This is a genomic window from Campylobacter gracilis, assembly GCF_001190745.1.
In the GTDB taxonomy this organism is placed as follows: domain Bacteria; phylum Campylobacterota; class Campylobacteria; order Campylobacterales; family Campylobacteraceae; genus Campylobacter_B; species Campylobacter_B gracilis.
Window position 1 is genome coordinate 1152606 of record NZ_CP012196.1, and the last position, 26863, is coordinate 1179468.

24 protein-coding genes are annotated in these 26863 nt (G+C 48.1%); 7 read left to right on the forward strand and 17 right to left on the reverse strand.

Translation table 11 applies throughout. The features are described 5' to 3' along the window. Window positions 1-83: 83 nt before the first annotated feature. Complete coding sequence (locus CGRAC_RS05800; RefSeq protein WP_005870511.1) at window positions 84-581, reverse strand: hypothetical protein; 498 nt, start codon at window positions 579-581, stop codon at window positions 84-86. Between the two features lie 212 nt (window positions 582-793). Here CGRAC_RS05800 and CGRAC_RS05805 point away from each other — a divergent pair, with 212 nt between their 5' ends. Then, window positions 794-1276, forward strand: coding sequence for a flavodoxin domain-containing protein (locus CGRAC_RS05805; protein WP_005870510.1), 483 nt, complete (start codon window positions 794-796; stop codon window positions 1274-1276). A gap of 94 nt (window positions 1277-1370) precedes the next feature. On the opposite strand, the gene CGRAC_RS05810 is transcribed toward CGRAC_RS05805, so the two are convergent. After that, a complete protein-coding gene (locus CGRAC_RS05810) occupies window positions 1371-1532 on the reverse strand; it encodes a hypothetical protein (RefSeq protein ID WP_156187202.1) in 162 nt (53 codons plus the stop codon). Between the two features lie 392 nt (window positions 1533-1924). On the opposite strand from CGRAC_RS05810, the gene CGRAC_RS05815 reads away from it, so the two are divergent. From CGRAC_RS05815 to CGRAC_RS05850, 6 genes are all read left to right on the forward strand, one after another. Then, a complete protein-coding gene (locus CGRAC_RS05815) occupies window positions 1925-2890 on the forward strand; it encodes an HlyD family efflux transporter periplasmic adaptor subunit (RefSeq protein ID WP_005870508.1) in 966 nt (321 codons plus the stop codon). 1320 nt (window positions 2891-4210) lie between these two features. Next, window positions 4211-6076 carry an ATP-binding cassette domain-containing protein gene (locus CGRAC_RS05830; RefSeq protein WP_040303698.1) on the forward strand — a complete coding sequence of 622 codons (1866 nt, stop codon included), beginning with the start codon at window positions 4211-4213 and terminating at the stop codon, window positions 6074-6076. Continuing rightward, the gene (locus CGRAC_RS05835; RefSeq protein ID WP_005870499.1) at window positions 6063-6881 is read left to right on the forward strand and encodes a hypothetical protein; all 819 of its coding nucleotides are present in this window, start codon (window positions 6063-6065) and stop codon (window positions 6879-6881) included. Before CGRAC_RS05830 ends, CGRAC_RS05835 begins: the two co-directional genes overlap by 14 nt. Further along, window positions 6878-8506, forward strand: a complete 1629-nt coding sequence (locus tag CGRAC_RS05840) for an ABC transporter permease (RefSeq protein WP_005870498.1) — start codon at window positions 6878-6880, stop codon at window positions 8504-8506. Before CGRAC_RS05835 ends, CGRAC_RS05840 begins: the two co-directional genes overlap by 4 nt. Next, a complete protein-coding gene (locus CGRAC_RS05845) occupies window positions 8503-9708 on the forward strand; it encodes a hypothetical protein (protein WP_005870497.1) in 1206 nt (401 codons plus the stop codon). The genes CGRAC_RS05840 and CGRAC_RS05845 overlap by 4 nt, the downstream gene beginning before the upstream one ends. Then, entirely contained in the window at window positions 9705-10796 is a 1092-nt protein-coding gene (locus tag CGRAC_RS05850) for an ABC transporter permease (RefSeq protein WP_005870496.1), read from the forward strand. Before CGRAC_RS05845 ends, CGRAC_RS05850 begins: the two co-directional genes overlap by 4 nt. A 266-nt stretch (window positions 10797-11062) precedes the next feature. On the opposite strand, the gene CGRAC_RS05855 is transcribed toward CGRAC_RS05850, so the two are convergent. The 15 genes from CGRAC_RS05855 to hypD all read right to left on the reverse strand — a co-directional run bounded on the left by CGRAC_RS05855 (window position 11063) and on the right by hypD (window position 26856). After that, complete coding sequence (locus CGRAC_RS05855; RefSeq protein ID WP_005870491.1) at window positions 11063-11881, reverse strand: hypothetical protein; 819 nt, start codon at window positions 11879-11881, stop codon at window positions 11063-11065. Window positions 11882-12024: 143 nt separating this feature from the next. Continuing rightward, on the reverse strand, window positions 12025-12687 hold the full coding sequence (locus CGRAC_RS05860; protein ID WP_005870488.1) for a hypothetical protein: 663 nt from the start codon (window positions 12685-12687) through the stop codon (window positions 12025-12027). Between the two features lie 98 nt (window positions 12688-12785). Then, window positions 12786-13484, reverse strand: coding sequence for a hypothetical protein (locus tag CGRAC_RS05865; RefSeq protein ID WP_040303695.1), 699 nt, complete (start codon window positions 13482-13484; stop codon window positions 12786-12788). A gap of 108 nt (window positions 13485-13592) precedes the next feature. After that, the gene (locus CGRAC_RS05870) at window positions 13593-14186 is read right to left on the reverse strand and encodes a hypothetical protein (protein ID WP_005870484.1); all 594 of its coding nucleotides are present in this window, start codon (window positions 14184-14186) and stop codon (window positions 13593-13595) included. Between the two features lie 491 nt (window positions 14187-14677). After that, window positions 14678-15442 carry an ABC transporter ATP-binding protein gene (locus tag CGRAC_RS05875; protein ID WP_005870478.1) on the reverse strand — a complete coding sequence of 255 codons (765 nt, stop codon included), beginning with the start codon at window positions 15440-15442 and terminating at the stop codon, window positions 14678-14680. After that, window positions 15426-16406: a FecCD family ABC transporter permease gene (locus CGRAC_RS05880; RefSeq protein WP_005870476.1), complete on the reverse strand. Its 981-nt coding sequence runs from the start codon at window positions 16404-16406 to the stop codon at window positions 15426-15428. The genes CGRAC_RS05875 and CGRAC_RS05880 overlap by 17 nt, the downstream gene beginning before the upstream one ends. Next, window positions 16406-17452, reverse strand: a complete 1047-nt coding sequence (locus tag CGRAC_RS05885; protein WP_040303690.1) for an ABC transporter substrate-binding protein — start codon at window positions 17450-17452, stop codon at window positions 16406-16408. Before CGRAC_RS05885 ends, CGRAC_RS05880 begins: the two co-directional genes overlap by 1 nt. A gap of 145 nt (window positions 17453-17597) precedes the next feature. Further along, window positions 17598-17720, reverse strand: coding sequence for a hypothetical protein (locus CGRAC_RS12740; RefSeq protein ID WP_005870471.1), 123 nt, complete (start codon window positions 17718-17720; stop codon window positions 17598-17600). After that, a complete protein-coding gene (locus CGRAC_RS05890) occupies window positions 17717-18751 on the reverse strand; it encodes an ABC transporter substrate-binding protein (protein WP_005870469.1) in 1035 nt (344 codons plus the stop codon). Before CGRAC_RS05890 ends, CGRAC_RS12740 begins: the two co-directional genes overlap by 4 nt. Window positions 18752-19023: 272 nt before the next feature. Beyond that, on the reverse strand, window positions 19024-19791 hold the full coding sequence (locus CGRAC_RS05895) for a hypothetical protein (RefSeq protein ID WP_005870464.1): 768 nt from the start codon (window positions 19789-19791) through the stop codon (window positions 19024-19026). Window positions 19792-20175: 384 nt separating this feature from the next. After that, complete coding sequence (locus CGRAC_RS05900) at window positions 20176-20922, reverse strand: DUF4198 domain-containing protein (protein WP_005870462.1); 747 nt, start codon at window positions 20920-20922, stop codon at window positions 20176-20178. A 34-nt stretch (window positions 20923-20956) separates the two neighbouring features. Further along, the gene (locus CGRAC_RS05905) at window positions 20957-23029 is read right to left on the reverse strand and encodes a TonB-dependent receptor (RefSeq protein WP_005870460.1); all 2073 of its coding nucleotides are present in this window, start codon (window positions 23027-23029) and stop codon (window positions 20957-20959) included. A 691-nt stretch (window positions 23030-23720) separates the two neighbouring features. Then, window positions 23721-24278 carry a hydrogenase maturation nickel metallochaperone HypA/HybF gene (locus CGRAC_RS11535; RefSeq protein ID WP_005870456.1) on the reverse strand — a complete coding sequence of 186 codons (558 nt, stop codon included), beginning with the start codon at window positions 24276-24278 and terminating at the stop codon, window positions 23721-23723. 108 nt (window positions 24279-24386) lie between these two features. Continuing rightward, complete coding sequence (hypE, locus tag CGRAC_RS05915; RefSeq protein ID WP_005870454.1) at window positions 24387-25574, reverse strand: hydrogenase expression/formation protein HypE; 1188 nt, start codon at window positions 25572-25574, stop codon at window positions 24387-24389. Between the two features lie 184 nt (window positions 25575-25758). Next, window positions 25759-26856: a hydrogenase formation protein HypD gene (hypD, locus tag CGRAC_RS05920; protein ID WP_005870453.1), complete on the reverse strand. Its 1098-nt coding sequence runs from the start codon at window positions 26854-26856 to the stop codon at window positions 25759-25761. Between the last annotated feature and the right edge of the window lie 7 nt (window positions 26857-26863).

Genomic DNA, 26863 nt, shown 5'->3' on the forward strand with positions numbered 1-26863 from the left:
TTTAAAATTTTAAACGTCGCGGTGAAATTTTAAAATTTCACCGCAAGCTTTGGGCGACTTTAAATTTAACATATCGAGTTCTGTTAGCATCCCGAGTTTGGCTGCACCCGCGTTTCGCTACCCGTGTGGATCAGCAGAGCTTTGCCGCGCTTAAATCTACACGGCGGGTCGGCTTGCACGGATGAGTACTCCTTGCCGTTTAGTTTGTAGATGATGTTGGAGCCCTGCACCGTCTTTTGGGAGTTTTGGATCGCATCTCCGGCGACCGCGCCTACTACCGCACCGCCCACGAGCCCCACGGTCTCAGCTAAGCGCCTGCTGCTGCTATGTTTGCCGAGCTTATGCCCGATGACCGCACCCGTAGTTCCGCCTGCGACGCCACCTAAAATTTTACCCGTATTGCCCTCGGAGCGCTCTACGTTGATTTTGGCGGGCAGGACATCTACGATCTCGATCCGATCGCTTTGCCTCATGTGGTTCGTTTCGCTCGCGTCATAAACATCTCCGCCGTATCGATCCTGTGGGGTCGCGCAGCCGCAAAGTGCTATCGCTGCGATCAAACATAATGTAAAATTCTTCATGTTTTCTCCTTCATAATGAGCTACGAGCGGCATTATACTACGGATTTTTATACGAGCGGTTAAGCGGCGGCGTTAAAATTTACCGGCTTGCTGCCGCTTAAAATTAGCCGGATACGAGGCATCGTGCCGTATCTAGGCGCCTTATAAAATTTTTATTTCATTCAAAATTTATCTTATTTTGTTAGAATCATTCTTATTTTTAAGGAGAGAAAATGAAAAAACTATTAGTTTACGCCACCAAAGGCGGTGACACGAAGGTCGTGAGCGAATACATCGCTTCAAAGCTCGGCTTTGAGATCAAGGAGGCTAAAGAGCTAAATGAAGAGGATTTGGCAGGCGCTAGCGCGTTTATTTTTGCGGCTTCGACGCACGGCGACGGACAGATCCAGGCTAAATTTGACGACAAATTGGAGCTTTTAAACAAAACCGATTTTGAGGGACGCAAGGTCGCGCTCATAGGCGTTGGCAACGTCGAGCGCCACGGCAGCGATTTTTGCAGCGGCATGAGCGCGTTTTTGCCGGTGCTTAAAAAGGCCGATCTCATCGGCGCTTGGGGCGCAGAGGGATATAAATTTAAACATTCGCGTGCCTTTATAAACGGCAAATTCGTGGGTCTTACGATCGATTTTAAAGGCGACGAGCACTGGCAGGCGAGGGCTGATAAATGGATCGCCGCAGTTGGAGGCGAGTTTTAAATATTTCAGCTTTTGCGCGACCGAGCGAGATTTGGGCTCATCAAGCCTAAATCTCGTTAAATTTCTCCATTAAATTCCACGCTCCGCTTCCGAGCTAAGCCCTCTTAAATTTCACTCGCTGCGCCGTTAGAATTTTCGTCGCATCCAAGCGTCGCCAGCTCATGCTGCGTAAAATTTTATCGCTAGCAGGAGCCGTAAATTCCAACTCGCCGCGCAGGTAGCTATGGGTGCCGCGATAAAATTTAGTTCGCGGCAACTTGCGCGCTATTCGTGCAATAAACGATAAATTTCGCCCGTGATGCTTGTATGCCGCTGATGCGATAAAATTTCGCTTTTGCGACAAAATTTCGCCCGCAGTGCTAGCGCGGCACCCGCACGTTAAAATTCCACGCTCCGCTTCCGAGCGGAGCTTCCTTGTTAAAATTTTTAGTTCAAAAAGTCGCTGTGTTTTACAAGCCTTACCGCTTGAAATCGCGCGGATAGGCTAAATTTTTCCGCCCAAACCTCAATTCAGCTCGCACGGCGGTCAATTCAATACGGCAAATTTAATGCTATCGATTTATAAAATCACCGTCCGAGCCTCAAATATCAGCGCCGCATTAGAAAAGTTATTTTATAATAACCGCATATCAAAATTTAAGGCGATCTATGAAAAGGCTTCTAATTTTCGTCGTTTTTGCGCTGGCCGCTCTCGCCGCGGCGATCTACTTCAATCTCGATAGGCGCGAAGAGGTCGCGCACAAGGCCTACGGCATCATCGACATCAGGCAGAGCTCGCTTAGCTTCGAGCGCAGCGGCCGCATTAGCGCGCTTTATCGCGACGAGGGCGATTTCGTGCAGGCTGGCGACGTCTTGGCGGCTCTGGATACGGCGGATCTGAGCTATCAAAGACGTATTCAGATCGCGAGGTGCGACGGGCTTAAATTTAGCTTGCAAAAGCTGCAAAGCGGCTTTCGTAGCGAGGAGATCGAGATGGCGGCGGCGAACGTAAGCGCGCTGCAAAACGCCCTACAGCTCGCTACTTTGACGAACGAGCGCCTTAAGAGCCTAGGCAAAAGCAACTCCGCGTCCAAGCAGCAGATTGACGAGGCGTTTTACTCGATGAAGCGCACGCAAGCCCAGCTGCAAAGCGCGCAGGCCAATCTGCGCCAGCTTCAAAGCGGCTATCGCGGCGAGGATGTCGGCGCCGCCCGCGCAAACTTGGCAAGCTGCGAAGAAAATCTGAAATATCTGAATTACCAAATCGAGACGCAAAGCGTGCTAAAAGCGCCCTTTAGCGGGCAGATCAGAGCGCGCCTTAAGGAGCTCGGCGACATTAGCATACCCAGCGTGGGCGTTTTTGAGCTCAGCGAAGTAAAAAACAAGCGCGCGAAATTTTATCTAAGCGAAAATCAGCTCCGCTTCCTGCGCGCCGGACAGAACGTGCGGATCATCGCCGCGGACGGCTCTAGCGCGAGCGCAAAGGTCGCCTACGTGAGCCAAACCGCGATGTACACGCCCCGCACGGTGCAGACCGAGGAGCTGCGCGCCGATCTCGTGTGGGAGGCGCGCGCCGATTTCAGCGACGAGGACGGCAGCTTTCGCCTAGGACAGCCGATCAGCGTGGAATTTTAACGCGCAAACGCTACGCGCAAAATTTTAATGCACGAGCGAAATTTAGCGCGCGGGCGGCACTTTGGAGACTGCGGGCAAAATTTGGATAGCAAAGATCGCCGCATGGCAAAATTTTACGCAACGCCGCGCGAGCCGTGCATACGGCGCGAGTTTGATGAAATTTTAAAAGCGCGCTTCGAGGCGGAATTTAAACAGCGTTTGCTCCGCAGAGTAGGGCGATGAATTTTTATCGCACCTAAAATATATCGTCTAGGCGCAGACGGCGATAAAATGCTGCGTGTTTAGAACGAGGCCGCACAAAGGCGAAAAGCGGCGAAAAATTTATCGCGCGGGTTTTGCGCGAGCTTGCGGGGGCTTTGGATAAAAGATCGGAATTTTACAGCGCAGCGAATAAAATTTTGGCGAAATTTTGGCGCAAAGCAGCGCGAGTTAAATTTAAAATTTGCGGCTCGGAAACGAGTACAAGCAGGGCGGCATAGCGGGTAACGGGCTTTGTTTTTAGCGGGCGTTTTGCGATAAACGAGCGGCGATCGAACCGAGCGCGGACGGCAGTAAAATTCACACTACGAAACAAGCGGCTCAATTAAATACAGGTTGCGCGTGACGGTAAATTTTACCCCAAAGGACGCGGTAGCCGAAGTCGTTACTATGCTAAGGAAAGCCGAGACTAGGTAAAATTTCGCCAAAAGACATGGTGGCGGTGAAATTTTACCCCGAAAAGCAGGCGGAAGTGAAATTTTGCCCAAAAGGCGCGGCAACGATAAAATTTCACCGCAAGAGGCGTAGCGCAGATAGAGAGCTCGGCGCTCATAGGTCGCCAGGTGTTTGAAAACTCGCTTTCGTTTGCGTTTTGAAGCAAATTTATCGCGGGTGCTCGCGGGTCGCTTCATGTTTTGGAGACCGCCCCGTTCGTGCGCGTTGTTAGCGGCGCGGCTAGCCGATGCGATATGCACGCGCTCAAGACGGATCGGGCGGCGCGCGGAATATTCGGCGCGAGCCGTAAGCAACGCCGATCGTGCGGGCACGCAAAATTCGAGTGGGCGATTGCAGGGCGCCCCGGCGTGATAGGGCTTGGTTTCGCGCGCTTGCGGTAAGTTGCGTCGAATTTATGCGAGGTTTGGGCGAAATTGTTCGATGCGCGTTGCTAAATTTATAAAGCGCGTGGCGGTCACAAAACTAAGACGCTGTAGCAGCCGCAAAACCAAGACGTCTCGGCGGCTGCAGAAGCAAGGCGTCGCGGCAAAGAGCGCCCTTAAACACGCGTAGGTCTCGTTCGTCGCGCCAAGCGACGGGTCGAGTAAATAAAATTTGGAGCTAGGCTTGGATCTACTAAATATCGTAAATTTGCAGAAATTTTACCTGCGCGAAGATCGCAGCAAAAACGTCGTTTTTGAAAATTTTGATTTGAGAATCGACGATGCGCCGCGACTCATCAGTCTCACGGGCCCAGACGGCGCGGGCAAATCCACGCTTTTAAAGCTCATCTGCGGCATCATCGCGCCCGATTGCGGCGAGATAAAATTCGCTGGCTTCATCCCTAGCGGCGAAAATAAAGAATTCGTCCGCGCAAACGGCTATATGTCGCAGAGCTTGGGGCTTTACGAGGAGCTTAGCGTCTGGCAAAATTTAAATATATTCGCAGGCCTAAAAGGGCTTGATCTAAAAGGCGGCGCGGAGTATCTGCGCGGGCTTTTGCGCCGCGTGGGGCTTTTAAGCTTTAAAGATTACGCCGTGGATTCGCTCTCCGGCGGGATGAAGCAAAAGCTAGGCGTTGCGTGCGCGATTGCAGCTCGTCCGCGGCTTTTAGTGCTCGATGAGCCCACCGTAGGCGTCGATCCGCTCTCACGCAGGGAGCTGTGGGCGATCGTGCGCGAGTATCTGGATCAAAGCGGCGCGAAATGCATATTTTCGACGGCGTATTTCGACGAGGCGGCGGATGCCGATCTGACGCTGATCTTACTCGGCGGCAAGATCATAGCGCAGGAGCGTGCCGCAAAGATCACCGCGGCGCTGCGGAACCGCACCTTTCGCATATGCAGCGAGGATTATCAGAGCCTGGCGCGCCGCTTGATGTTTAAGACGCAAAGATTTTTAAAAAACTCCCCGCTCATCGACATCTGCCCCAGAGACGGCAGCGTCGATCTGCTAAGCGAAGAGCCTATAAGCCTGCGCGATCTACAGGGGTTTTTAAACGCCAGCCTAAGCGGCAGCGACGAAAATGGAGGAGGCGAAAGCACGGCGCGCGAAAACGGGGGCAGCGAAAATTTTAAAATTTTAAATGAAAACGAGGGCATTAAATTTAACGAAAACGAAAGCGCTAAATTTAAACTGAGCCCGCGCGAGGCAAGCCTAGAGGATGCGTATATTTTTTTAAACAAAGCCGAAATCGGCGCGGCAAACTTCGGTTACGAAAAAAAGAGCTTCGATGCGGCTCAAACCGTAATTAAAGTGCGCGACGTGAGTAAAAAATTCGGCTCATTTACCGCCGTAGAAAATACGAGTTTCGAGGTCAAAAAGGGCGAAATTTTCGGCCTTCTGGGTCCAAACGGCGCGGGCAAGACGACGACTTTTCGCATGATCTGCGCGCTTTTGGGGATGAGCGGAGGCGAGATCTCGGTCATGGGCGAGGATCTGCGCTACGCCAAATCGGCGATCAGATCGCGTATCGGCTACGTTTCGCAGAAATTTTCGCTTTACAAAAAGCTAAGCTGCTATCAAAATTTAGAGTATTTCGGCCGCAGCTACGGCATCGGCGGCATGGCGTTGAAGCGGCGCATAGAGGAGCTTTTGAGCGAGTTTGGCTTGCAGCGGCTGCGAAACGAGACGTGGCAAAACCTGCCGTTCGGCGCGGGGCGCAACCTTTCGATGGCATGCGCGCTCATCCACCGTCCCGAGATTTTGTTTCTCGACGAAGCCACCAGCGGCGCCGATCCGCTCTCGCGCAGGCTCTTTTGGAACCGCATAAATGCGCTGGCGCGCACCGGCGTGAGCGTGGTCGTGACGACGCATTTTATGGAGGAGGCGGAGTATTGCGATCGGTTTTTGATCCAAGATCGCGGCAAAATCCTGGCGCTAGGCAGCCCCGATGAAGTCTGCGTGCAGGACGGGCGGCGGCTTAGCGTGCAGCAGGCCTTCATAAACGAGGTACAAAAATTTAGAAGCGAGGCGGGCGATGAGGGCTTTTGATCTAAATTTTGCGCGAGCCGCGAGGATTTTTGATTTGAATTTTATGTGGACTTGGCGAAAACCTGCGCGCCCGCGCGATAAAATTTTAAACGGCGAAAGGGTCTTGCGGGGCGATGAAATTTTAAGCGGCAGCGGAATTTTGAGCGACCGAGCTTTGAACGTCGGTGAAATTCTAAGCGGCGGCGGGATTTTAAGAGATTGCGAAATTTCAAGCGGCAGTGGAATTTTAAATCTGACGTCGCGCGGCGGGATACGGCGCGGATTTTGTAGACGGGTACTGCGCGAGCTCCGCGCCGAAGCGAGCCCGCTTCGTCTGCGCCGTAAATTTCAAAGCGCGAGCGGCTCGCAAACGGATTATAAATTTAAAAGGGCGGTTGTTCTGCAAACAGGTCGCAAATTTAAAAAGGCAGCCAGTCTGCGAACAGCTTGTAAATTTAAAGCCTCAATGCAAAAATTTCATCGCGGATCTTGCGCCGTCGTGGAGCTTTTGCGTCAGAAATTACGCAGCGAGACAATGCCGCACAACTGCTTAAAATTTCAAAGCTTGCCGTCTGTGCTCGCACGATCAAAATTTGGGGGCGCGATGAGCGAAATGGGCGCGGGCAGTTCGTCTGTGCCGTTAAAATTTCAAATCTCGGTCGCCACACTTTTGCAATTAAAATTTGGGAGCGCGCCAAATGCGATCCCGCGGCTAAAATTTCAAAGCGCGGTAGTCGCGGTCGCCGCACTTGCGCGATCAAAATTTAGAGGCTTGCTGCGAGCGGCGCAGCGGCGTAAAATCCGAGCACAGGGGCAGGGCGGATGAACTTTACCTTTTTAAAAATCCTCGTAAAAAAGGAGTTTGCGCAGATCGCAAAGGATCGATCGGCGCTTGTGATCGCATTTTTGATGCCGCTAATTTTGGTCATGATCTACGGATACGCGATGCGGATGGACATAAAGCCCGTCAAGGTGGGCTTCGTAAGCGATCTGGGCTCCAAAATCGAGCGCGATCTGCTCGGCGGATTTTTGGGCTCAAAATACCTGCAAACCCGCGTTTACACGGACTTAGAGAGCGCGAGGAGAGATTTTAGGGCGCACGAGATCGAGAGCATTTTGTATTTTGATCCGCGCTTTGCGGCTAAATTTCAAAACACCTTGAGCGGGCTCGGCGGCGCAAGCGGCGGCATAAATTTAAACCTCTCTATCGACGAAAGCTCCTTTGCGGGCGGCGCAAGCGATATTCAAAATATTAGCGGCGGCGAAAATGTCCGTCCGCTTGAGGATGGCGGCGCGGGCACCAGCACGGAAAGCCGCATAAACGCCTCTGCGGGCGGCGCAAGCGGCGAGAATTTGCATCGCAACGGCCCGGAAACGGGCGGCAACGCAAATTCTTTTGGCGGCGGCAGTGGAGTAGATTCCGGCGGCAGCGCAAGCGACATAGGCGCAGATCAAGGCAGCGTAAATTTAATCGGTGGCGTAGGCGATACGAATGCTGGTTTTATCGACGGCGCAAGCGGTATCGGAAATACGGGCGGCGGCGTCAATGCGAGCCCCTCCGCTAACGACGTGCATAGCGCAGGCAGTGCTACAAATAACGGCGGCAGCTTAAGTAATGTAGGCGGCTCAAATGGTCTAGGCGGCGCGAGTAACTCAGACAAAGACGGTGCCGAAATTTTTCTTATCCAAAACGCCACTCAGTCGCAGCTCGCGCTTCTTAGCTACGTTTACGTTGCAGGCGTGATCGAGCAGGTTTTGGCGCAAGATTACGGCTTTTTAAACGCAAATTTAAACGCCGCCGCAAAGCCCGTCAGAGTGAATTATCGCAGCTGGTTCAACGAAGCCAACGAATCGACGTGGTATCTCGTATCTGCCGAGTACGTGGGGATTTTGGGTCTCATCTGCCTATTTATGGTCGCGGTCGTGATCTCGCGCGAATGGGACCGCGGCACGATCGCCTCGCTTTACAACTCCAACGCAAGCGCGCTTGAGATCGTCACTGCCAAGGTCGGCGCGTATTATTTCCTAGCGCTTTTGGGCGGCGCGATGACGCTCGTTTACGGACAGGTGCTTTTGGGCATCCCGATCCGCGGCAGCGTGGCGATGCTGCTGGCGACGCTGTGCGTCTTCGTGCTGGAGATGACCTGCCTAGGCATGCTGATCTCGGCGATCTGCAAAAATCAATTCCTAGCGCAGGAATACGCCATCGTCATCGGCTACCTGCCCGTGACGCTGCTTAGCGGCATGATCTTCGATCTGCGCGGATTACCCGCGGCGATCAATTTCATCGGGCACCTGCTGCCGCCCACATACGCGGTCGAGTCCTTTCGCATCTGCTTCCTATCGGGCGGACAGAGTGCGACGCTGTGGGTAAACCTCGCCATTCAGGCGCTCGGAGCAGTTTTGTTTTTCAGCTTGTGCGTGCTTAGCGTAAAAAGGGGCGCACGATGAAAAATTTATTTTTGCTTTACGCTTGCGCGGAGAAATTTCGTGCCGCAAAAATCGGCGCAATTAACGTTTCGCTTTCGCCCAAGGCATCGATGGCGGAATTTCACGCCGCCAAAATAGAGGACGCGATGAAATTTTTAGAATTTTTTCGAAAGCGAGTAGAGCGTGGGCTTGAAATTTTAAAATTTCTTAGCGCGAGGTATTTTGGCTCGCATAAACAGGCGGCAGGGCGTAGATCTGAAATTTTAAAATTTGCGCCTGGGCGCGTGTATTATGCGCACATCGCGCAAAATTTCTCATCGCAGTATGGATTTAAAATTTTAAAGTTTATTCGCGAGCCGCCGCGCGCGGATGAAGCCGAAGCCGGGCGCGCGGCGCGGCTTACTTCGCGGTATACGTACGACGCGGTAGAAAAACGGCGTGCGGTTAAGTTTAATCATGCGGGCGGATATTTGAATTCTACGTGGCGCCGCGTAGTGCGACTTCGTAGTGCAGCTACACAGCACGGCTACGAAGTAGGGCGTGCAGAAAAGCTTAGCAAATTTGACCTCACGGGCGCACTTTTAAATTTTACATCGCGCTTTACGATGCAGCTTTGCAGCGCGGTTACACGGCGTAACTACGAAGCGTGGCGTAGCGAAATTTACGCCGTTTGCTTGCATAAATACTCCGCTTTGATCCGAGCCGCAAGCGGTAAAATTTCGCGCTATGAAGTAGGGCGAGCAACGAATGCTTTGCTTTCACAGGGAGTGCAAAGAATGAAATTTTACGCTCTAAATAGGCATACGATGAAATTTTTAAAATTTCTAGGCGCGAGACGCTTGGGCTTGCAAGCGGCGGTTGGGCGCGGGTTTAAAATTTTAAAATTTAGCGCCGCAGAGCGCTTAAAACGCCGCTTCGAGCCGCAAAAGCAAGCGGCAAAGCCTTTAAATTCTAGCTCCTTGTCGCCGTGCAGGTTTAAACTTGCGCTTTTAAAATTTACGCCCGCGCCTTCGCGCAATGGATTTAGAAATTTAAAATTTACGTCCGTGCCGCGCAATCGGTTTGAAATTTTAAAATTTACGCTCGCGCCGCATAAATTTAAACCCGCGCCCGCGGTGCGTTTAAATTTCGCTTTAAATTCCATTCCACCCGTCAGCGCCTCTAAATTTGAAAATGGCATTAAATTTAAAGGTGCCGCTAAATTTGAAAGGGGCGCGCGATGAACGCTCTGCGAAAATCCCTGCTTCGAATTCGCGCGCTGATAAAAAAGGAATTTTTGGCGATGTTTCGCGACAAGGGCACGCGTATGGTGCTGATCGTGCCGGTGCTGGTGCAGGCGATCATATTCGGCTACGGCGCGAATTTCACCCCCGAGCAGGTGCGCTACGCAATTTTGGACGACGCCCGCGATGCGACGTCCACTGCGCTGGTGCAGAGCATCGCCGCTACGCCGATGTTTAAGACCGAACTTGGCTGCAAAGACCTAACCTGTCTGCGCCGCGCGGTAAGCGAGGGCGAGGCGATCATCGGGATCTATTTCGGCGGTGATTTTGCGAGCACGCACGAGCTTTTGATCATCGCGGATTCGCGCAATACGACCTTGGCAAACACCGTCATCGGCTTCGTGCAGGCCATAGCGGGGGAATACAACTCGCAGCATTTTGTTAATTTAATCAGCATAAATCCGCGCTATGTTTTTAACGAAAACACGATCACGCGCTACACGATCATGACGGGAATGATTTTGGGGCTTTCGATGATTCAGGTGCTGATGCTATCGGCGTTTAGCGTCTCTCGCGAGCGCGAGGAGGGGAGCTTTGATATGATGCTGATGACTCCCGCGAACCCGCTTGAGATGCTGATCGGAAAAGCTGTGCCGCCCGTACTGATCGCGATTGCGCAGGGGCTCGCGCTGTTTTTGATCTGCGTGTTTTACTTCGAAATTCCATTCCGCGGGCGCTTTGCTCATCTTTTTGCGATCATCGCGATCTTTAGCGCCTGCAACGTAGGCATCGGCCTCGTGATCTCGACCGTCTGCAAAACCTCGCTACAATCGGTCGTGAGCTCGTTTTTGTTCCTGCTGCCGTGCATTATGATAAGCGGGCTGATAACGCCTGCGGACGCGATGCCGCGGTGGTTTTACTACATCGCGCACCTAGATCCGATGTATTATGCTAACAACTGCATGTGGCGGATCTATCTGGAGGGCGCGAGTCTCGGCGAGCTGTGGCATCTCATCGTGCCGCTGCTGCTGATCGGCGCGGGCACGTTGAGCTTTGCGGCGTCGCTTTTTAGAAATAAGCTGGATTAGGGATTTAGATCGGAATTTTAGTTTAGAATTTTAGATGGAATTTTGGCTTGGATTTTGCTTCGTCGGAATTTTTGGATTGAACCTCTGCTTAAAATTTTAAATTGATCGCGGAATTTCGGCTTGGAATTTTGCCCTAAATTTTGCGCGTTCGTAGCGGATAAAATTAAATCAAAATTCCGCGTTTCCGCCCGATGTGCCGCGCGTCGCGATAAAATTCCGCGCCTTAAATTTTAAAAATTTTGCGAAATTCCGTCTTGCGAGTAGAGTTAGAATTTAAATCCGGGGTTGCCCGGGCGTCTTGCGGCGGTCGTATCATCTGTGCTCACTGCTGAAGCAGGCATATTTGCGGTATCTGCGCTCGCCTTGGAAGCGGGCTTTTTCGCATCGTCCGCATCCGATTTCTTAAAAGCAGCGAATTTGCTGTAAATGCTCAGTTTTTCGCCGTCCGCACCTAGCTTGGCGCCGTCAAGCTCGCTAGAATTTTCCGCGCCGCATAACCTTGTGGGGTTGAATTTTATCCATGCTATGATTAGAAAAATCCCCGAAAACGCCGTTACCAGCGACGCTGTGATTAAATACGGCAGCGCGAGGATTACGCCTATTTTAGCTAGCGCGCCCAATACCGCTTCGCAGGGCCACGCCACGGACACCACTATGCCGTAGATTTTAAATAAATCCACGCCGCTAAGTGTGGCTAGGCGGCAGTTTAATACGCCCCAGATTATCACCGCTGCGCACGTCGAAAGGACGTAGAGCAGGGTGTAGAGCAGACCTAGCATCGCGCCCTCTTTTAGCGCTACTACCATGGCGCAGTAGCACAAAATCGCGACGATCGGGATACTTTCTATCAGCCTATAGGTCTTAACGAAGCGCGCGCCTAGCGCCTTTTCTAGGCAAACGAAGCAGTCGTAAAATATCGCTAGCGTCGCTAGTAGCGCTAAAACTCTAAAAATCGCGACCGCGTCCTCGTCTATGCTACTTACGCCCACCGTGCCGCTTACGCCGATGCCTAGCAAAATCACGGCGCCTAAAACTCCGCGGAATTTCGCCTTGCAAAGCAGACCTTGCTTTGAAATTTCTTTCATTTTTATCCTTTGAATTTTCTAAATTTACGCGCTATCTTGCGGCTTTGCTGCGTGCGGCGATGCTGCGCCGGATAGCGCGGCTTGGACGTTGCGGTTTAGACTTGCAAAAGCGCGCGGTCGCTGCAAAACGAAAGCGCTTCGGCTTAGGCGAGCTTTTCTATCTTGCTCCAAGCTAGTAGGTGCACGATGCTGGTTATTATAAGAGCGACAAACGGCAAAAATTCCTTAAACGATGTGATGACTAAAGCCGCAACCGTATCACCAATTTGCGGCTTGGAGGTAGCCAAACCGAAGGGCCCTGCGCCACATAGCCAATTTAGCGCGAAAAAGAAGGCGCAGAGCCACACATAGATCCGAAATATCATCACGCCGCTTACTCGCGCCAAAGAGAAATTTATGCGAAGCCACGCTACGATTATGTAGATTGCGGCTGCGGGCACCGCTAAATTCCATATCGTCTCTCCTATTGTCTCTCTAATCATCTCTTCTCTACAAGAACTTATCGGATGAAATAATGAAAACACCGCGAGGCAGATGAAAACAATTACGCAGTTGCGGTAAAGCGCCGCCGCTTTTATGCCACTAAACGCTGAAATTTTTCGGAGCGTTCTTAGCCTATAAATCACCGAGAAACAGATAAGAGCGATAAAAATTCCACCTATGATCACGATATTATATGGATACCCCGGTATGCCCTCAAAAACAAAGTCTATCGCCATCAAAACCACCGGTAGCGCCGCTAAAAACAGATCAATGCCAGTGCTGATCATCCCTTCTTTTCTTGCCTGAGATACGAGATCTTGCATACATAAGCCTTTTTGAAATTTATCCAGAAGTGTAAAACGCTAATCAAACCGAAAAGAGCGAAATTTTATCGTGACAAGAGATTTATGAAATTTAAAATTTAAACCTCCGCGCTTATCTTTTCTATCTTGCTCCAGGCTAGTAGGTGCACGATGCCGGTTATTATGAGAGCGGCAAACGGCAGGAGCAGTTTAAGCATTACGACAGCAATAGCTAAAGCCGAGACCTGCTCGGTCCGCGGCTCGGAGGAAATAGCTATAGCAATAATCGCTGCGTTACATAGTATATTTAGCACAAAAAGTCCCACGCAGAGCCACACATAAGTCCGAAAGGTACTCACGCCGCTTACGCGCGCTAAAGAAAAATTTATGCGAAACCATGCGACGATTATGTAAATAACGCCTACGAAAAGTGCTAGTCCAAATATCGCCGCAAATGGATTATCACTCTGCCCGCCGTCTGCGTCAGGCTCTCTCGGATAAAGGTAATTGAGCACGAGTGCTAGCGCGAAAAAGCAGACGCAGATTATTATGCAGTTGCGGTAAAGCGTCGCTGCTTTTATGCCGCTAAGCATTGAAATTTTTCGGAGCGCTCTTAGCCTGAAAAATGCCGAAATACAAATAAAAGCGATCAAAATTCCGCTAGCAATATAATTTATCATCTCGTCGTCAAGGCGCCATGGCTCGCTGAAAGAGACATAGCCTACTACGATAAAAACCGCGGGTAGCGCCGCCAAAAACAGATCGATGCCGGTGCTGATCATCCCCTCTTTTCTTGCCTGAGATACAATGAATTGCATATATAAACCCTTTTTAAAAATTTGACCCGAAGTATATATAAACAAACATAAAACACGGATTAAATCGCAAAAATCGGAATTCTATCGCGACAAGATATTTGCGAAATTTTAAACTTTTACGCTTATGTTTTTTATCTTGCTCCAGGCTAGCAGGTGCACGATGCTAGTTATTATGAGGACTATGGGTAATATCAAATGGTATAGTGCATTTAATGGAAAAAGGATGACACAGAGCCACACATATGTCTCAAAAATCCCTACGCCGCTTACGCGCGCTAGAGCAAAATTTATGCAAAACCACGCTACGATTATGTAGATTGCGCCTGCAAACGCTATCAAAATGCACAATATCATTGCCAAATGCTTGTGTGAGATCGATAAAGGAATCGATAAAAAGATGCTTGTTATGGCAATGACACAGATGCAGACAATTACGCAGTTGCGGTAAAGTGCCGCCGCCCTTATGCCGCTAAGCATTGAAATTTTGCGGAGCGCTCTTAGCCTGAAAAATACCGAAACACACAAAAGAGCAAAAATAATTCCGCCAATGATATAGGTAGCCGTCTTGTTGCCGCTAAGTCCTAGCATATCGCCCTTAGCAATATCTAGTGCAACCAAAGTCGCAGGCACTGCCGCTAAAAACAGATCAATGCCGGTGCTGATCATTCCCTCTTTTCTTGCCTGAGATACGAGATCTTGCATAATAAGCCTTTTTAAAATTTATCCCGAAGTATACACAAATCGATGTAAAGCAGGAATTAAATAGCTAAATTTAAAATTTTAAATTTCGTCGCGGTAAACTTGCAGACTGCGGAATTTCAGGAATTCTACCAGAGCGAGAATAAAATTCCGCCGCGGGATTTAAAACGGAATTCCATCTATGGATTTGCGGGGCAGAATTCTGCTATGAAATTCTAAATCTCAAGCGCGGCATGCTTTCATCACACGCTTCGAAAACCGGCAAGCCGCAGGTAGAATTCCGCTATGAGATTTCTGATCGGAATTCTGCGGTAAAATTACGCTATGGAATTTAGACTGGAATTCTAAGACAAAATCTCGATATAAAATTTTGATCGGAATTTCAAGATGAAATTTCAAGGTAAAATTCTGCGATTTAAATTTCGCCCAAGACAAAATCCCGCGATTTAAAATTTCACGTCGATTAATGAGTTGCTTTGTCGCGCCGCTCACGCTTACCTCACCTGCGTGCTGAAAATCTGCGTGATGCTGGGGATTTGTTCGCCCGCGACGTCAAATTCCGTCGTTTTGATCTGTACACCGTAGAGCGAGCTAAGCGCGGCTTCGGTTAAAATTTCGTTGCTTGCGCCGTAGTTGTAGCTAAGATCATTTCGCAAGATCAGTGTGCGATCGGCGACTGCGAGGGCGTGGTTAGGCTGGTGAGTAGTAAAAACTATGCTCGCATCGCTATTTGAGCGCAGATTCGCGATGAGGCTTAGCACGCGGTCTTGGTTTTTGATATCAAGCGCGCTGGCGGGCTCGTCCAAAAACAGCACGTCGCTGCCGCTAGCTAGGGCTCTAGCAAAGAGCACGAGCTGCCTCTGCCCGCCGCTAAGGGCGTTAAAGCTGCGCTTTTGCAGATGGGCGACGCCTAGCGTATCCAGAGCGTCAAGGCAGATTTGAATATCCTTTTTGCCCGGTTTTGAAAAGAGCGAGATCTCGCGTACTCGCCCCATCAGTACGATGTCAAGCACGCTGTAATCAAACGCGACGTTAAAGCTCTGCGGCAAGAAAGCAAATTTTGCTTTGCGCACGATCTCGCCTTCTTTAGGCTGCAAAATCCCCATCATACACGACATTAGCGTGCTTTTACCTTGCCCGTTTAAGCCCAAAATCGCTAATGTTTGAGAGCTGGCAAGCTCGAAGCTTAAGTTGCGAAAGCAGAATTTTTCCGCCTCGTAGTAAAAGCCCGCGTTTTTTACCTCAATTAGATTTTGCATTTTTGGCGCTCCTTTTTAGAAGTAGGGCAAAGATCGGGCTTCCTATGAGAGCGGATAGAATTCCTAAAGGAATTTCGGCGCTACTTAGCGAGCGAGATAGATCGTCGATTGCCAGCATAAAGATCGCTCCTGCGATGAAGCAGGCAGGCATTAGCTTCACGTGGTCGCTGCCCGCGATGAGCCTGGTGGCGTGTGGCACCACAAGACCTACCCAGCCGATATTTCCGCTGACGCTAACTTGTACGGCGATCAGAGCGGTGCAAAGCGCTAGGATCGTGCAGCGCAGAAATTTAACGTCCACGCCTAGCACGCGCAAATCATCATCATTTAGGCTGAGCAGATTAAACCGCCATCTCAGCGCGATCAAGACTGCAGAAGCGGGCAGGGCGATCGCGCACATCAAAATTACCTTATCGTATCCTGCGCTTACGAAGCTTCCCAGTAGCCAAAAGACGATATTAGGTAGCACTTCCTCATCGTCTGCTAGATACTGCACTAAGCTCGTAAGTGCAGCAAATACGCCGTTAATGACTATACCTGCCAAAATGAGTGAGAAAATATCGGCGCGTGCTACGAATTTTGCCAAAAGATAGAGCAAAAATAGTGCCGCAAGCCCGAAGCAAAATGCAAACCCCGCAAGCCATAAGCCGCTCAATCCTAGCAAAATACAAAGCGCGCCGCCGAATGCCGCTGCGGTGCTAACGCCTACGATGTGCGGACCAACGAGCGGGTTTTTAAATACCGCCTGTAAGCTCAAACCCGCGATAGCAAGCGCTCCACCGCAAAGGCTGGAGAGTAGAATGCGTGGAATTCTAACATCCATCATCACACTTTTGGCGGCTTCATCGCCGCCTCCGCTAAAGAGAATTTTAAAAATTTCTTCTAACGGTATATGAAACTGCCCGCTAGCGAGCGAGATTAGCGCCAGCACTACCCAAAGGAGAAGTAGGATTAGGTTCAGCATTATTTTTGATATTTGACGCGGTAAAATTTCTCGTAGAATTCCTCTACTTTTTTATCAAAGTCTGCGTCCTTAAAATTTTGCGGATAAAGCTTCATCGCAAGCCATTCCTCACCAAGCGCCATCGCTTCAGCAGTCGGATGACCCCAGGCTTTAACGAATTCGGGCATTAGATAAATTTTATCCTCTTTCACGGCGCTAAGACCTTTTAATGCAGGGTTTGCTTTAAGCTCGGCAGGTACTTGAGGATAGCGGTTTTGTACTAAGATAATCTGCGGATTCCATGCTAAAATTTGCTCCGGCGAAACCTGCTTGTAGCCCTTTATATCCGCAGCGGCGACGTTCGTCGCGCCCGCTCTTGCTAACATTACGCCAGTATATTTGCCGCTACCGTAGGTCGTAAGATCGGGATTTGCCATATAAACTCTAGGTCTTTTATCTACGATAAAATTGCTAAATTTGGCATTTAAATCAGCTTGTGATTTTTTAACGAAATCTATTAATTCAGCGGCATCCTTTTCGTGATTGCTTAGTTCGCCTAGAATTTTAACTCCCTCGTAAAAGCCCTCATCGTAAGCAGCAAAGCTATCGCGCTCATCTTTAAAGGTCGGATTTAGCTTGGCTTTTTCCTCTTGTGCAGAGCTAAAAAATGAAATGCCTATGACTGGGATTTTCAACTCCTCCATTTTAGCGATATATTCTTTAGGGAAGTAGTTTACCACTACGACCGCATCAGGCTTTAGACTAAGCAGAGCTTCGTAATTGACATCTTTGATATCGCCCGGATTAGGTAGGTTTTTAAAACTCGGCGCCAAGCGATTATACTCTTTGCCTAGGCGTTGCTCCCAGCTTTTTAGGATGCCTACGACCTTATCTTGGGCGTTGATTTCGTTTAAGACATTGAGTGCTTCGTGGTGTAGCACGACGATACGATTTACTTGATCCGGGATCGTGACCTTGCGACCGAGCTGATCGGTAATCGTGCGATCTGCAAAAGCCAGGCTAGCGCAAAGCGCTGCGCCAAGAAGGATTGAGTGAAGTTTAAGCATTTTTTCTCCTTGAAAATTCCGCAAAATATGCGAGGTTAGAATAGCGAAATTATAGCCGATCGGCATAAAATCCAGATAAATTTTTATATAAATTCCATTTTGTCGTGGGAATTTCAAATGCTTTTGCAAGGCGGAATTTGCGATTTTACGCAGAATCTTGCTGGCAAAAATTTTTACCCGTCTCCTCTAGGCTCACAGGATACTGCCCGATACCCAGCGATACCGCAAATAGCAGAACCCAGAGCAGCAGTAGGGCGGAAAATTTCATTTATAGCTCGTGCGGTAGAATTTTTGATAAAATTCCTCCACTTTTTTGTCAAATTCCGCCTCGTCAAAGTGCTCCGGATAGAGCTTCATCGCTAGCCACCACTCGCCAAGCGCCATGGCTTCGGCGGTCGGATAGCCCCACGCTTTGGCGTATTCGGGCATCATGTAAATTTTATCTTCTTTAACCGCGCTTAAATTTGCAAGCTGCGGGTTGGATTTAAGCTCGGCGGGCACCTGCGGGTAGCGATCCTGCACGAAGATCATCTGCGGCGCCCACGCTAAAATTTGCTCGGCAGAGACCTGCTTGTAGCCCTTGATACTCTCTGCTGCGACGTTTTGTGCGCCTGCACGCATAAACATTATACCCGTGTACTTGCCGCTGCCGTAGGTCGTAAGATCGGGATTTGCCATGTAAATTTTAGGTCTTTTATCCACGATGAAGTCGCTAAATTTAGCCTTTAGCTGCTCTTGCGAGGTTTTGACGAAGCTTATTAGCTCGGCGGCCTCTTTCTCGCGGTTTGCGACCTTGCCAAGAAGCTCGATCCCGTCGTAAAAGCCCTCGGTGTAGGCGGCTTCATCGTCTTTGAAGGTCGGATTTAGCTTGCTTTTATCGGCGGCGTCGCTACGCTGAAAGCTAACGGCGACGACGGGGATTTTGAGCTCCGTCATTTTATCGATGTATTCTTGCGGGATGTAGTTCGTGACGATCACGACGTCGGGCTTTAGCTTAAGCACCGCCTCGTAGTTGATGACCTTTAGATCGCCAGGAGTCGGCATGTCTTTTAGGCTCGGCGCTAGGCGGATGTAGTTTTTGCCGAGCGACTTTTCCCACGATTCCTGCACGCCGACGATCTTATCCATCGCGTTTAGCTCGTTGAGCGCGTTTAGGCTTTGGTGCTGAAGCACGACTATGCGCTTAACCTCGTCGGGCAGCGTGACGTCGCGGCCTAGCTGATCGGTTACGACGCGGTCTGCAAAAAGCGAACTCGCGCACAGCGCAAGGGCCAGCGCGAAAGAGTGGAGCTTACTCATTTTCTATCCTTTAATTTAGATTATATACTTTTTAATACGCCCGATTTTGTGTGCTTTATAGGCGGTTGCGTTTAGAAAATATATTTTGGAATATTATAGATTTTTAATGATAAATTTTAGGTAAAAGATGAAATTTTAAAGTAGGGCGAATTTTAAAATTTACATCGTGCATATGAATTTCGCGTAGAATTTGCGGTGCGATATGGAATTTGTGAAGCAAATTTATGAAATTTTAAGCGGCTTGCGCATAATTTCAGATTAGTTTTTTTGATTTATTTTATAGGCGTCGTCCATAAGTTTTTATTCCAAAGCTCCGCGCCCAAAATCCCTTTAATCCTAATCCAAGCGATAAGTTCTAAAATTTCAGATAAAAAAATCGCTATAAGTATGATACATACCGCTGTTACATTGCTTATTTTCGGAAGATTAACGAATACATTCATAATATTTAGAAGTATCCAATACATAAAATATAATCCTCCACAGAAGTAAAAAATCTTATTTGTAGCAGCTTTGCCTAGTTTATAATACACTAGTATCAACACTACGTAATTAATAGTTTTAAGTGCTGGAATTACAACAAGAAAGATATTGCTCCATATGGCAATCAGCGTCGCTTCGTTTTGATAACTAAACCCTATATTTTGAGTTGTTCTAATAACAGAATAGAATGTATCTACAAAAGATTCTCTGTGGCTATGAAAGAAGTAATTGAGAGTTTCCGAGCTCGCGATATTTATAGCATACAATAAAAATGCGATAACCATAATAGCCCAAAGCACTCGGGCGATAAAGGTAATTAAATACGTCCTAAAAACCTTACTATCGGAGATATCAGAGATAATTTTGGTTGCCGAGAGTTTAAAAATCATCGAAGCGAAAATTATGGCAACAATTACGGCGGCAACGCCTAAAAATTTGCTTATTTCAACGTCATGCCAAAACTCGCAACAAGCCCAAATGATCAGATAAGTGCAGATTGCCAAAACGCTAGAGGTTATGCCGCGAAATTTTATGGCGCTTAAAATTTTAGGGTTCATAAAGTTGTGCCTTTGGAATTTTAAAATCTATGGCGGATTATACTTGCGGGGTTTGAAATTTAGATAAATTTTAGGGCGCAAGTGGAATTTAAATAGAGCAAAATTTGAATTAAATTTAATCTTTTGGTTTTGAACGAGGATTGTTTTAGGCGAATAGGCACTAGAAGCTGAATTTTAAAAATATGCGAGCATTTATGAAAAAGTGAGCATTCAAGCTAAAATTGAAATTTTGCCAGGAAGGCTTATCGTAGCATAATGCGCAAATCGCGACGAGTTAAAAGCGTAGCCTACGCGCGGTAATTACAAAGTTCGCGAAAGTTCTCACATAGCGTAATCCGGCTTTTAAATTTAAAAGCCGGAGTAAAATTTAGAGTAAATTTAAACTTATTTCACTTCAAAGGCAAAGGACGCGATAATCGTCTCTTCGTCGCATTTCTTTGGATCCGAAAATGCGAGTTTATTTCTTGCTTTTAGTATCCAAGGACCCGGCTTTAGCGCCATTACCTCGATTTCGCCCTTATCGTCGGTCATACCATAAAATGCGCTCATATCTTCCAGAAATCCATCCGGCGCACCTTCAACCGCGGCATTTGCAAGCGGCTTGCCTTCAAATAGCACTTTAATTTTAAACGGCTTATTGGCTTTGAAATTTACCGGATTTTCTAAAGGTACGAGCTCGAGTCGCTCGCCCACGGGCTTAGTTATGAGATCGCCTGCTTGTGTGTTGATTACGCCCTTTGCGAGCATGGTGGCGCGGCGGCAAAATTTAGCGTCTTTGATCGTATCTTTCGTGCCGCCCATATGCCATTTGCCGCTTTTATCCTCAGTCCAAAAGGTCGGTTTATATTGCCCGGTAATGATATAGACGCCTTCCGGCTGCTTTTCGCCCTCAAATTTATAGTTTTCGCTCGTGCGCTTTAGCTCGATTTTTTTGCCGTTTTTATCTATGACTACGGGGATTTCAAAATTATTCTCCCTCTGCTTATCGATCGGCTCGCACGTGGCAAATCCATCTCCAAATCCGATCTGAACCCTCAGTTTGTCGTCATTTTGACCCGCAAGCCAAAAATCATGCGCGCCTGCTACGCTAAATGCACCTAAAACTGCCAATACAGCTAAACTTTTCCTCATTTTTCATCCTTTCTTTTAGTAAAATTTACTAAATTTAAAAACTATATCTTACGCCGACGCCGAGCGTTCTGCCTTTGCCATAGGTAACTAAGACATTACTCGCTCTGTCGCGTATGTGCGAGAAATACTCTTTGTCGGTCAAATTTTTGACGTAAAAATACACGTCAAAGCCATCTTTTAGGTAGCCTACTTTTGCATCCGCCGTAAAATAGCTCTTTTGAGCTAGCTTATTTTGAGCATCGAAGTAGGTCTTGCCTATCATATTTCCGTCCAGTCTCGTATAAATTCCCATCGGAGCGTAGTACGACGCGCCCAAAGAGAGTTTATACTCGGGGTTTTTCTCGATTTTATTGCCTTTATTATTCGTGCCATCTTTGTTGATATAATCTCCGTATTTGGTCTTTAGCAGACTCGCGGCTAAATTTATATCAAGCTCTTTGCTTGCTTTTGCGACGCCTTCAAATTCCACGCCCATAGATTTTGATTTATCAGCGTTTGCGGTCGAGTAGATGTTGGGGTTATTGGGGTCGGTGTAAAATATATGCGTGCCCTTGATGTCCATATAAAATAGCGCGGTAGAAAATCTAAAGCTCTCATATGAACCCTTTACGCCGATCTCGTAGTCATCGCTCGTCTGTGCGTCAAATTTATTATCCTCCCTGCTGCCGCCGGTGGTGTAAAAATTAAAGCCGCCGGCTAGATAGCCCTTCGAATACATCGCATAAATATTTAGCTCGTCGGTGATATCGTATCCAAGTGCGATTTTTGGCAAAAACGTCCTAAATGTCGCTTTTTCGTCCATCGAAAACGCGGGCGCACCGGGATCGCGCCCTAGCTCGTATGAAAAGTAATCGACCTTTGTGTGTTTTCTGATCTGCTGATACCTGCCACCAAGCGTAGCATCAAATTTGCTCGTGATCTGATAGATGATCTGACCAAATACCGATGCCGTCTGCGCGCGATTGACCGAAGGCCAATCCTCGACTATCGTCCTACCGCCGCCGTCGCCGTATTGATCGCCGATCGGGCCGAAGACTTGTTTTTCGTTTTCGTAATAAAGCCCGCCGACCCATTTGAAGCTTTGTTCGTCATTGCTACTAAATCTAAGCTCCTCGGAGAAGGTATCATTTTTAGAATTTAAAAATGTAACTAGCCCATAGTGATCGGGGTCGAGATAGGTTATTTTACTACCGAAATCCTCGTCGTAGAGCCCGTCTTTTTTAGCTCTACGAAAGGTCGTAGCCGAAGTCGCGTCAAATTTGTCAAATTCATATTTTAGATCTAACGCTCCCGAGCTAGAGGTTTGCTTTACGCGGGCGGGAGTTTCTAAGTTTATATGCTTGGCTTCGCTTTTTGAGATATTGCCAAATCTCGATTTTGGGATAAAAAGCTCGTCGAGCGAGTTGTCCTGGCGGTGAAAAAGATCGCCGTAAATTTTAATCGTAAAACGATCAGTCGGCACTATCTTTAAATTTAGTCCGAAATTGTAATTTTTCTTGTCGTTGGCTTTATCGCCGTTTAGATCGTTGATGATCCAGCCATCCTCTTTGGACGCCGAGCCGTTTAAACCTAAAAATAGTTTATCATCAATCAGCGCGCCGCTGGTTTCAAAAAGACCTAACATGTATTTGTGCGAGCCGTATTCGGCGCCGACGCTGCCGCTCCACTCGTTAGTCGGCTCTTTCAAAACGATATTGATGATGCCGCCGATTGAGTCTTTGCCGTAGATCGCGCTGCTAGGACCTCGTAAAACCTCGACGTGATCGATATTTGTAACGGGGATATAGGCTGCGTCTTTGTTGCTTTGCGCTACGCCGCCGACATAGACCGTAACGGGGTTGGAACTCGTATATATCGAAGGATTGAGTCCTCTAGTACTGATGCCCTCGTACATCCCGCCCACACCGGTAATGTTCGGCATAGTTTTTACCAGCTCCTCGACGTTTTTGACATCGCGCTCTTGTAACTCAGTATCACTTACGACGCTGATACTTTGTGGCACATCCTTTAAATTTTCACTTATTTTGTTTGCGGTAACTTCTACTTCACCGAGATTTATGCTTTGCTTAGTTTGCTCGTCGGCTATGGCTGGATTTGCGGCGCTCAATAAAAGTAGGGTAGCTGCAGCTTCAGAGAGAGAGAGAGAGAGTAAAAACTTTCAAAATTTAACTCCTAAAATCTGATAAAATTTTCGCGTTATTATATCAGATGAGATAATCATTGTCAATACTACTGCAATATTAAATTAATGTAGAATATAAGCATGATTTATATTAAATTTAATGTTGTAAATATTAGATACAAAATAGGGCGATACAATAAGCTTATTATAATTTAAATAAATACGTTCATAAAATTTATAGAAATGATGCCAAATTAATAAAATCAAAAAATTCATTTTTATAAATCGTTTACTACATAGAAATCATTAATATGAAAATATATATCAGTAGTTCATCATTTTTCAATTTTTTGGAGCAAAAGCACCATATTTCTAGATATTCTATATTGAAAACTATAATTTTCAAGTAAAAATTCAATACGAAATTAACGTATAATTATATGAATAATTTCATGTATTTTTAACGCATTTGTTGTTTTTATTAATAGTTTTTATTAGAAGAATTTTTATATTTCATAATTTTGTGATTTCAAATGAAATCAGCAGGATAATGGATAGTATTATTGCAAGAATGAAATAGAGGTAAATATCTAAATTAGGCGGAAATGAAATTTTGCTTATGGCAAGGAGTTAAATTCAAAATATGGAAAGTTTTGCACCCAGAAAACGCCCTCTTTTATTCAATAACCAGGCGCATTAGATACATATCCTCGCCGTCGATTACGCTGATTTCGGAGCTTTTGCAGTGCGGGCAAAAAAAGTCGTTCTGCGTCAAATCTCCGCTAAAACCGCAGTTTTTGCATTTTACGACGATTTCTTGGGTATGGATGATGAGATCCGCATTTTCGCAGACGGTGCCTGCGCGAAAGACCTCATAGCAGTTTTGCAGATAATGCGCTTCCACGCCGCTTAGTCGCCCTATTTTTACGTGCAGCTCCCTTATCTGTGGACTTTTCGAACTAAATGTATCGTAAGACGCCTGTGGTTTCGCATCTAAATTTTTATAAAAATCGCCGCTTTTGTCGTTTGGGTTCGTATCTGCAACGCCCGTATTTTCGGTATTTTTAGGGCCTATGTTGGTATTTGCGGAATTCGTATTTTCATTGGCTGTATCGGCGATGTCGCAGCTATTTTTACCGCCCTGCTCGGCCGCGCCTTTTTTCTTTGCTTTTTCGGCGTTTAACGCCTTTTCACATAGCGCCACAAGATCCGCTACAATCGATAGTTCATGCATTTTTCCCTCTAAATTTTACGGCCGCGCCGTATTCTATACGAAATTTTGCTGTAAATTTAAAACATGCTCTGAAATTTAGGCTTAAATTTGCTAAATTTGCACGCAAATTTAGCAAATCCGCGGCAATAGTTCGCCTTTCGGAAGCTCTAAAAATCGCTGCGAGCCGTAGGCATTTTGCAAGATCACTCGCCCTTTTGTCGCATGCGGAGTTTGAAATTGTCCCGCCCTATTTTCTGATACCGTGCCCGCGTCGCTCGCGCCCGTAGATTCGTCCCACGTACCAAGTTTGGGTGCCAAAGAGCCCTTAAATTCGCCTTTGTCGTGCCCTACTTCGCGTACCTCGCCGATGATTGCGGCATTTGCGTCAAATTCGCGCAGTATCTCAAGCGCTCTGTTCGCCTCGGCGTCATCTTCTACGATCGCTACGAACGTGCCTTCGTTTGCGAGCTCGTACGGCTCGAAGCCCAGCAGCTCGCACACGCCCACTACTTCGTCGCTGATTTTGATATCCTCTTCGCGCACTAAAAATTCAAGCCCGCTGGAGCTTGCAAATTCGTTCAAAACCGCGCTGAGCCCGCCGCGCGTCGCATCTCGCATCGCTTGGATTTTCACGCCTTGCAAGATCAGCTCTTCTACCGCAGCGCAAAGCGGTTTGCAGTCGCTTTGCAGCTCGCTGCTTAGAGCGATCTCGTCGCGCACCGCGAGTATCACTGCCCCGTGCCGCCCGATGTCTCCGCTAAGCAGGATTTTTGCGCCCGCTTTGATGTTTTGCACGCGCGCAGGTCGCAAAACACGGCCGATGCCGCTAGTGTTGATGAAAATTTTATCGCATTTGCCGCGCGGCACGACCTTTGTATCGCCGCAAACGACACGAACGCCGCAACTTCGCGCGGTGCTAGCCATCGAGTCCAAAATGCGTCGCAGCTCGCTTAGGCTAAGCCCCTCCTCGATGATGAGCGCGCAGCTTAAAAACAGCGGCTTTGCGCCCACCATCGCAAGGTCGTTGACGGTGCCGCAAACGGCAATTTTACCGATGTCGCCGCCGTTAAAAAACAGAGGCGTAACGACGAAGCTATCGGTGCTGAAAGCTAGCTCGCCGCCGAAACTAGCCGCCGAATTCAAAGCAGAACTCGGCGCCGTGCGGTCAAAACCCGCCCCGGCGTCTAAATTTAGTATCGCGCTGTCGTTGTTGGCGCGCAAAATTTCATTATCAAACGCCGCAAAGATCATCTCGTTGATGAGCCTATTCATCTCCTCGCCGCCGCCGCCGTGGCTTAAAAGTATAGTTTCGTTCAAATTTTTCCTTTTCGCTCGGTTTTAAAATTTAAAGCCCGTATTCCGGAGTCGAACGAGCCGTGCCGCTACGACGCCGCGCAAAATTTTAAAGTAAAATTTAGCGCGGCGATTTCGCTTTGGTTAAAATTTTAAAGCATGACTTATTTTTAAAATTTACGCTCTGCTAGCCGGATACCGCGCGCATTTAGCCCGCGTTTTTGATGTCGCCGTATTTATAGTACGCCGCACACGCCCCTTCGCTTGAAACCATGCACGATCCTATCGGGTTTTGAGGCGTGCAGTGTTTGCCGAAAACTTTGCAATCATACGGGCTTTTTTTGCCGCGTAAAATTTCGCCGCAGATACAGGCCTTGCTCTCGGGAGCGCTCTGTACGCTGCAATCAAACTGCACCCTGGCATCTAGCGCCGCGTACTGCGGGCGCAACTTCATGCCGCTTTTTGGAATTTCGCCGAGCCCTCGCCACGGAAAATCGCAAATTTCAAAATATTTATCTATTAAATTTTGCGCTTTTTGGTTGCCGTCCTCTTTTACGACGCGCTCGTATTCGTTGAAAACTTCGTAGGTGCCGGCGTTTTGCTGCTCCACCAAATTTAACACGCCCGCCATTATATCAAGCGGCTCAAATCCGCTTACGGCGATCGGTTTTTTGTAATCCCGCGCAATGCTTTCGTAGGCCTTCGCGCCGGTGATCACGCTTACGTGGCTAGGCCCCAAAAACGCATCGATCTGCACATCCGCGTCGTCTAAGATTGCTCGCACGGGAGCGGGCACTGTGACGTGGTTGATGTGAAAAAAGAGATTTTTTAGCCCCAAGCTTAGCGCTTTATCGATAAGCACGGCGCTCATCGGCGTCGTCGTCTCAAAGCCGATCGCAAAGAATATCACCGTTTTTTGCGGATTTTCCTGCGCGATCCTTATGCAATCAAGCGGACTATAAAGCGCTCTGATGTCGTGCCCCTCGCTGCGCAGCTTCTGCAAGCTGGTGCGAGAGCCGGGCACGCGCAGCATGTCTGCTAGAGTGCAAAAAATACTCTGCGGCATCGCGGCGAGCTTGATCGCCTCGTCGATGCGACTGCGCGGCATCACGCACACCGGACAGCCGGGGCCGTGGATAAATTTGATATTTTCGCCGACCAGGCTAGGAAGGCCGAATTTCATGATCGAGTGCGTGTGTCCGCCGCAAATCTCCATGATGTTTAGCGGCTTTTTGCTTTTGGAAATTATCAGCTTGCTAAGCGCTAAAATCAGCTCCTTATCCCTAAAATCCTTGATTAGATCCATTATTTAC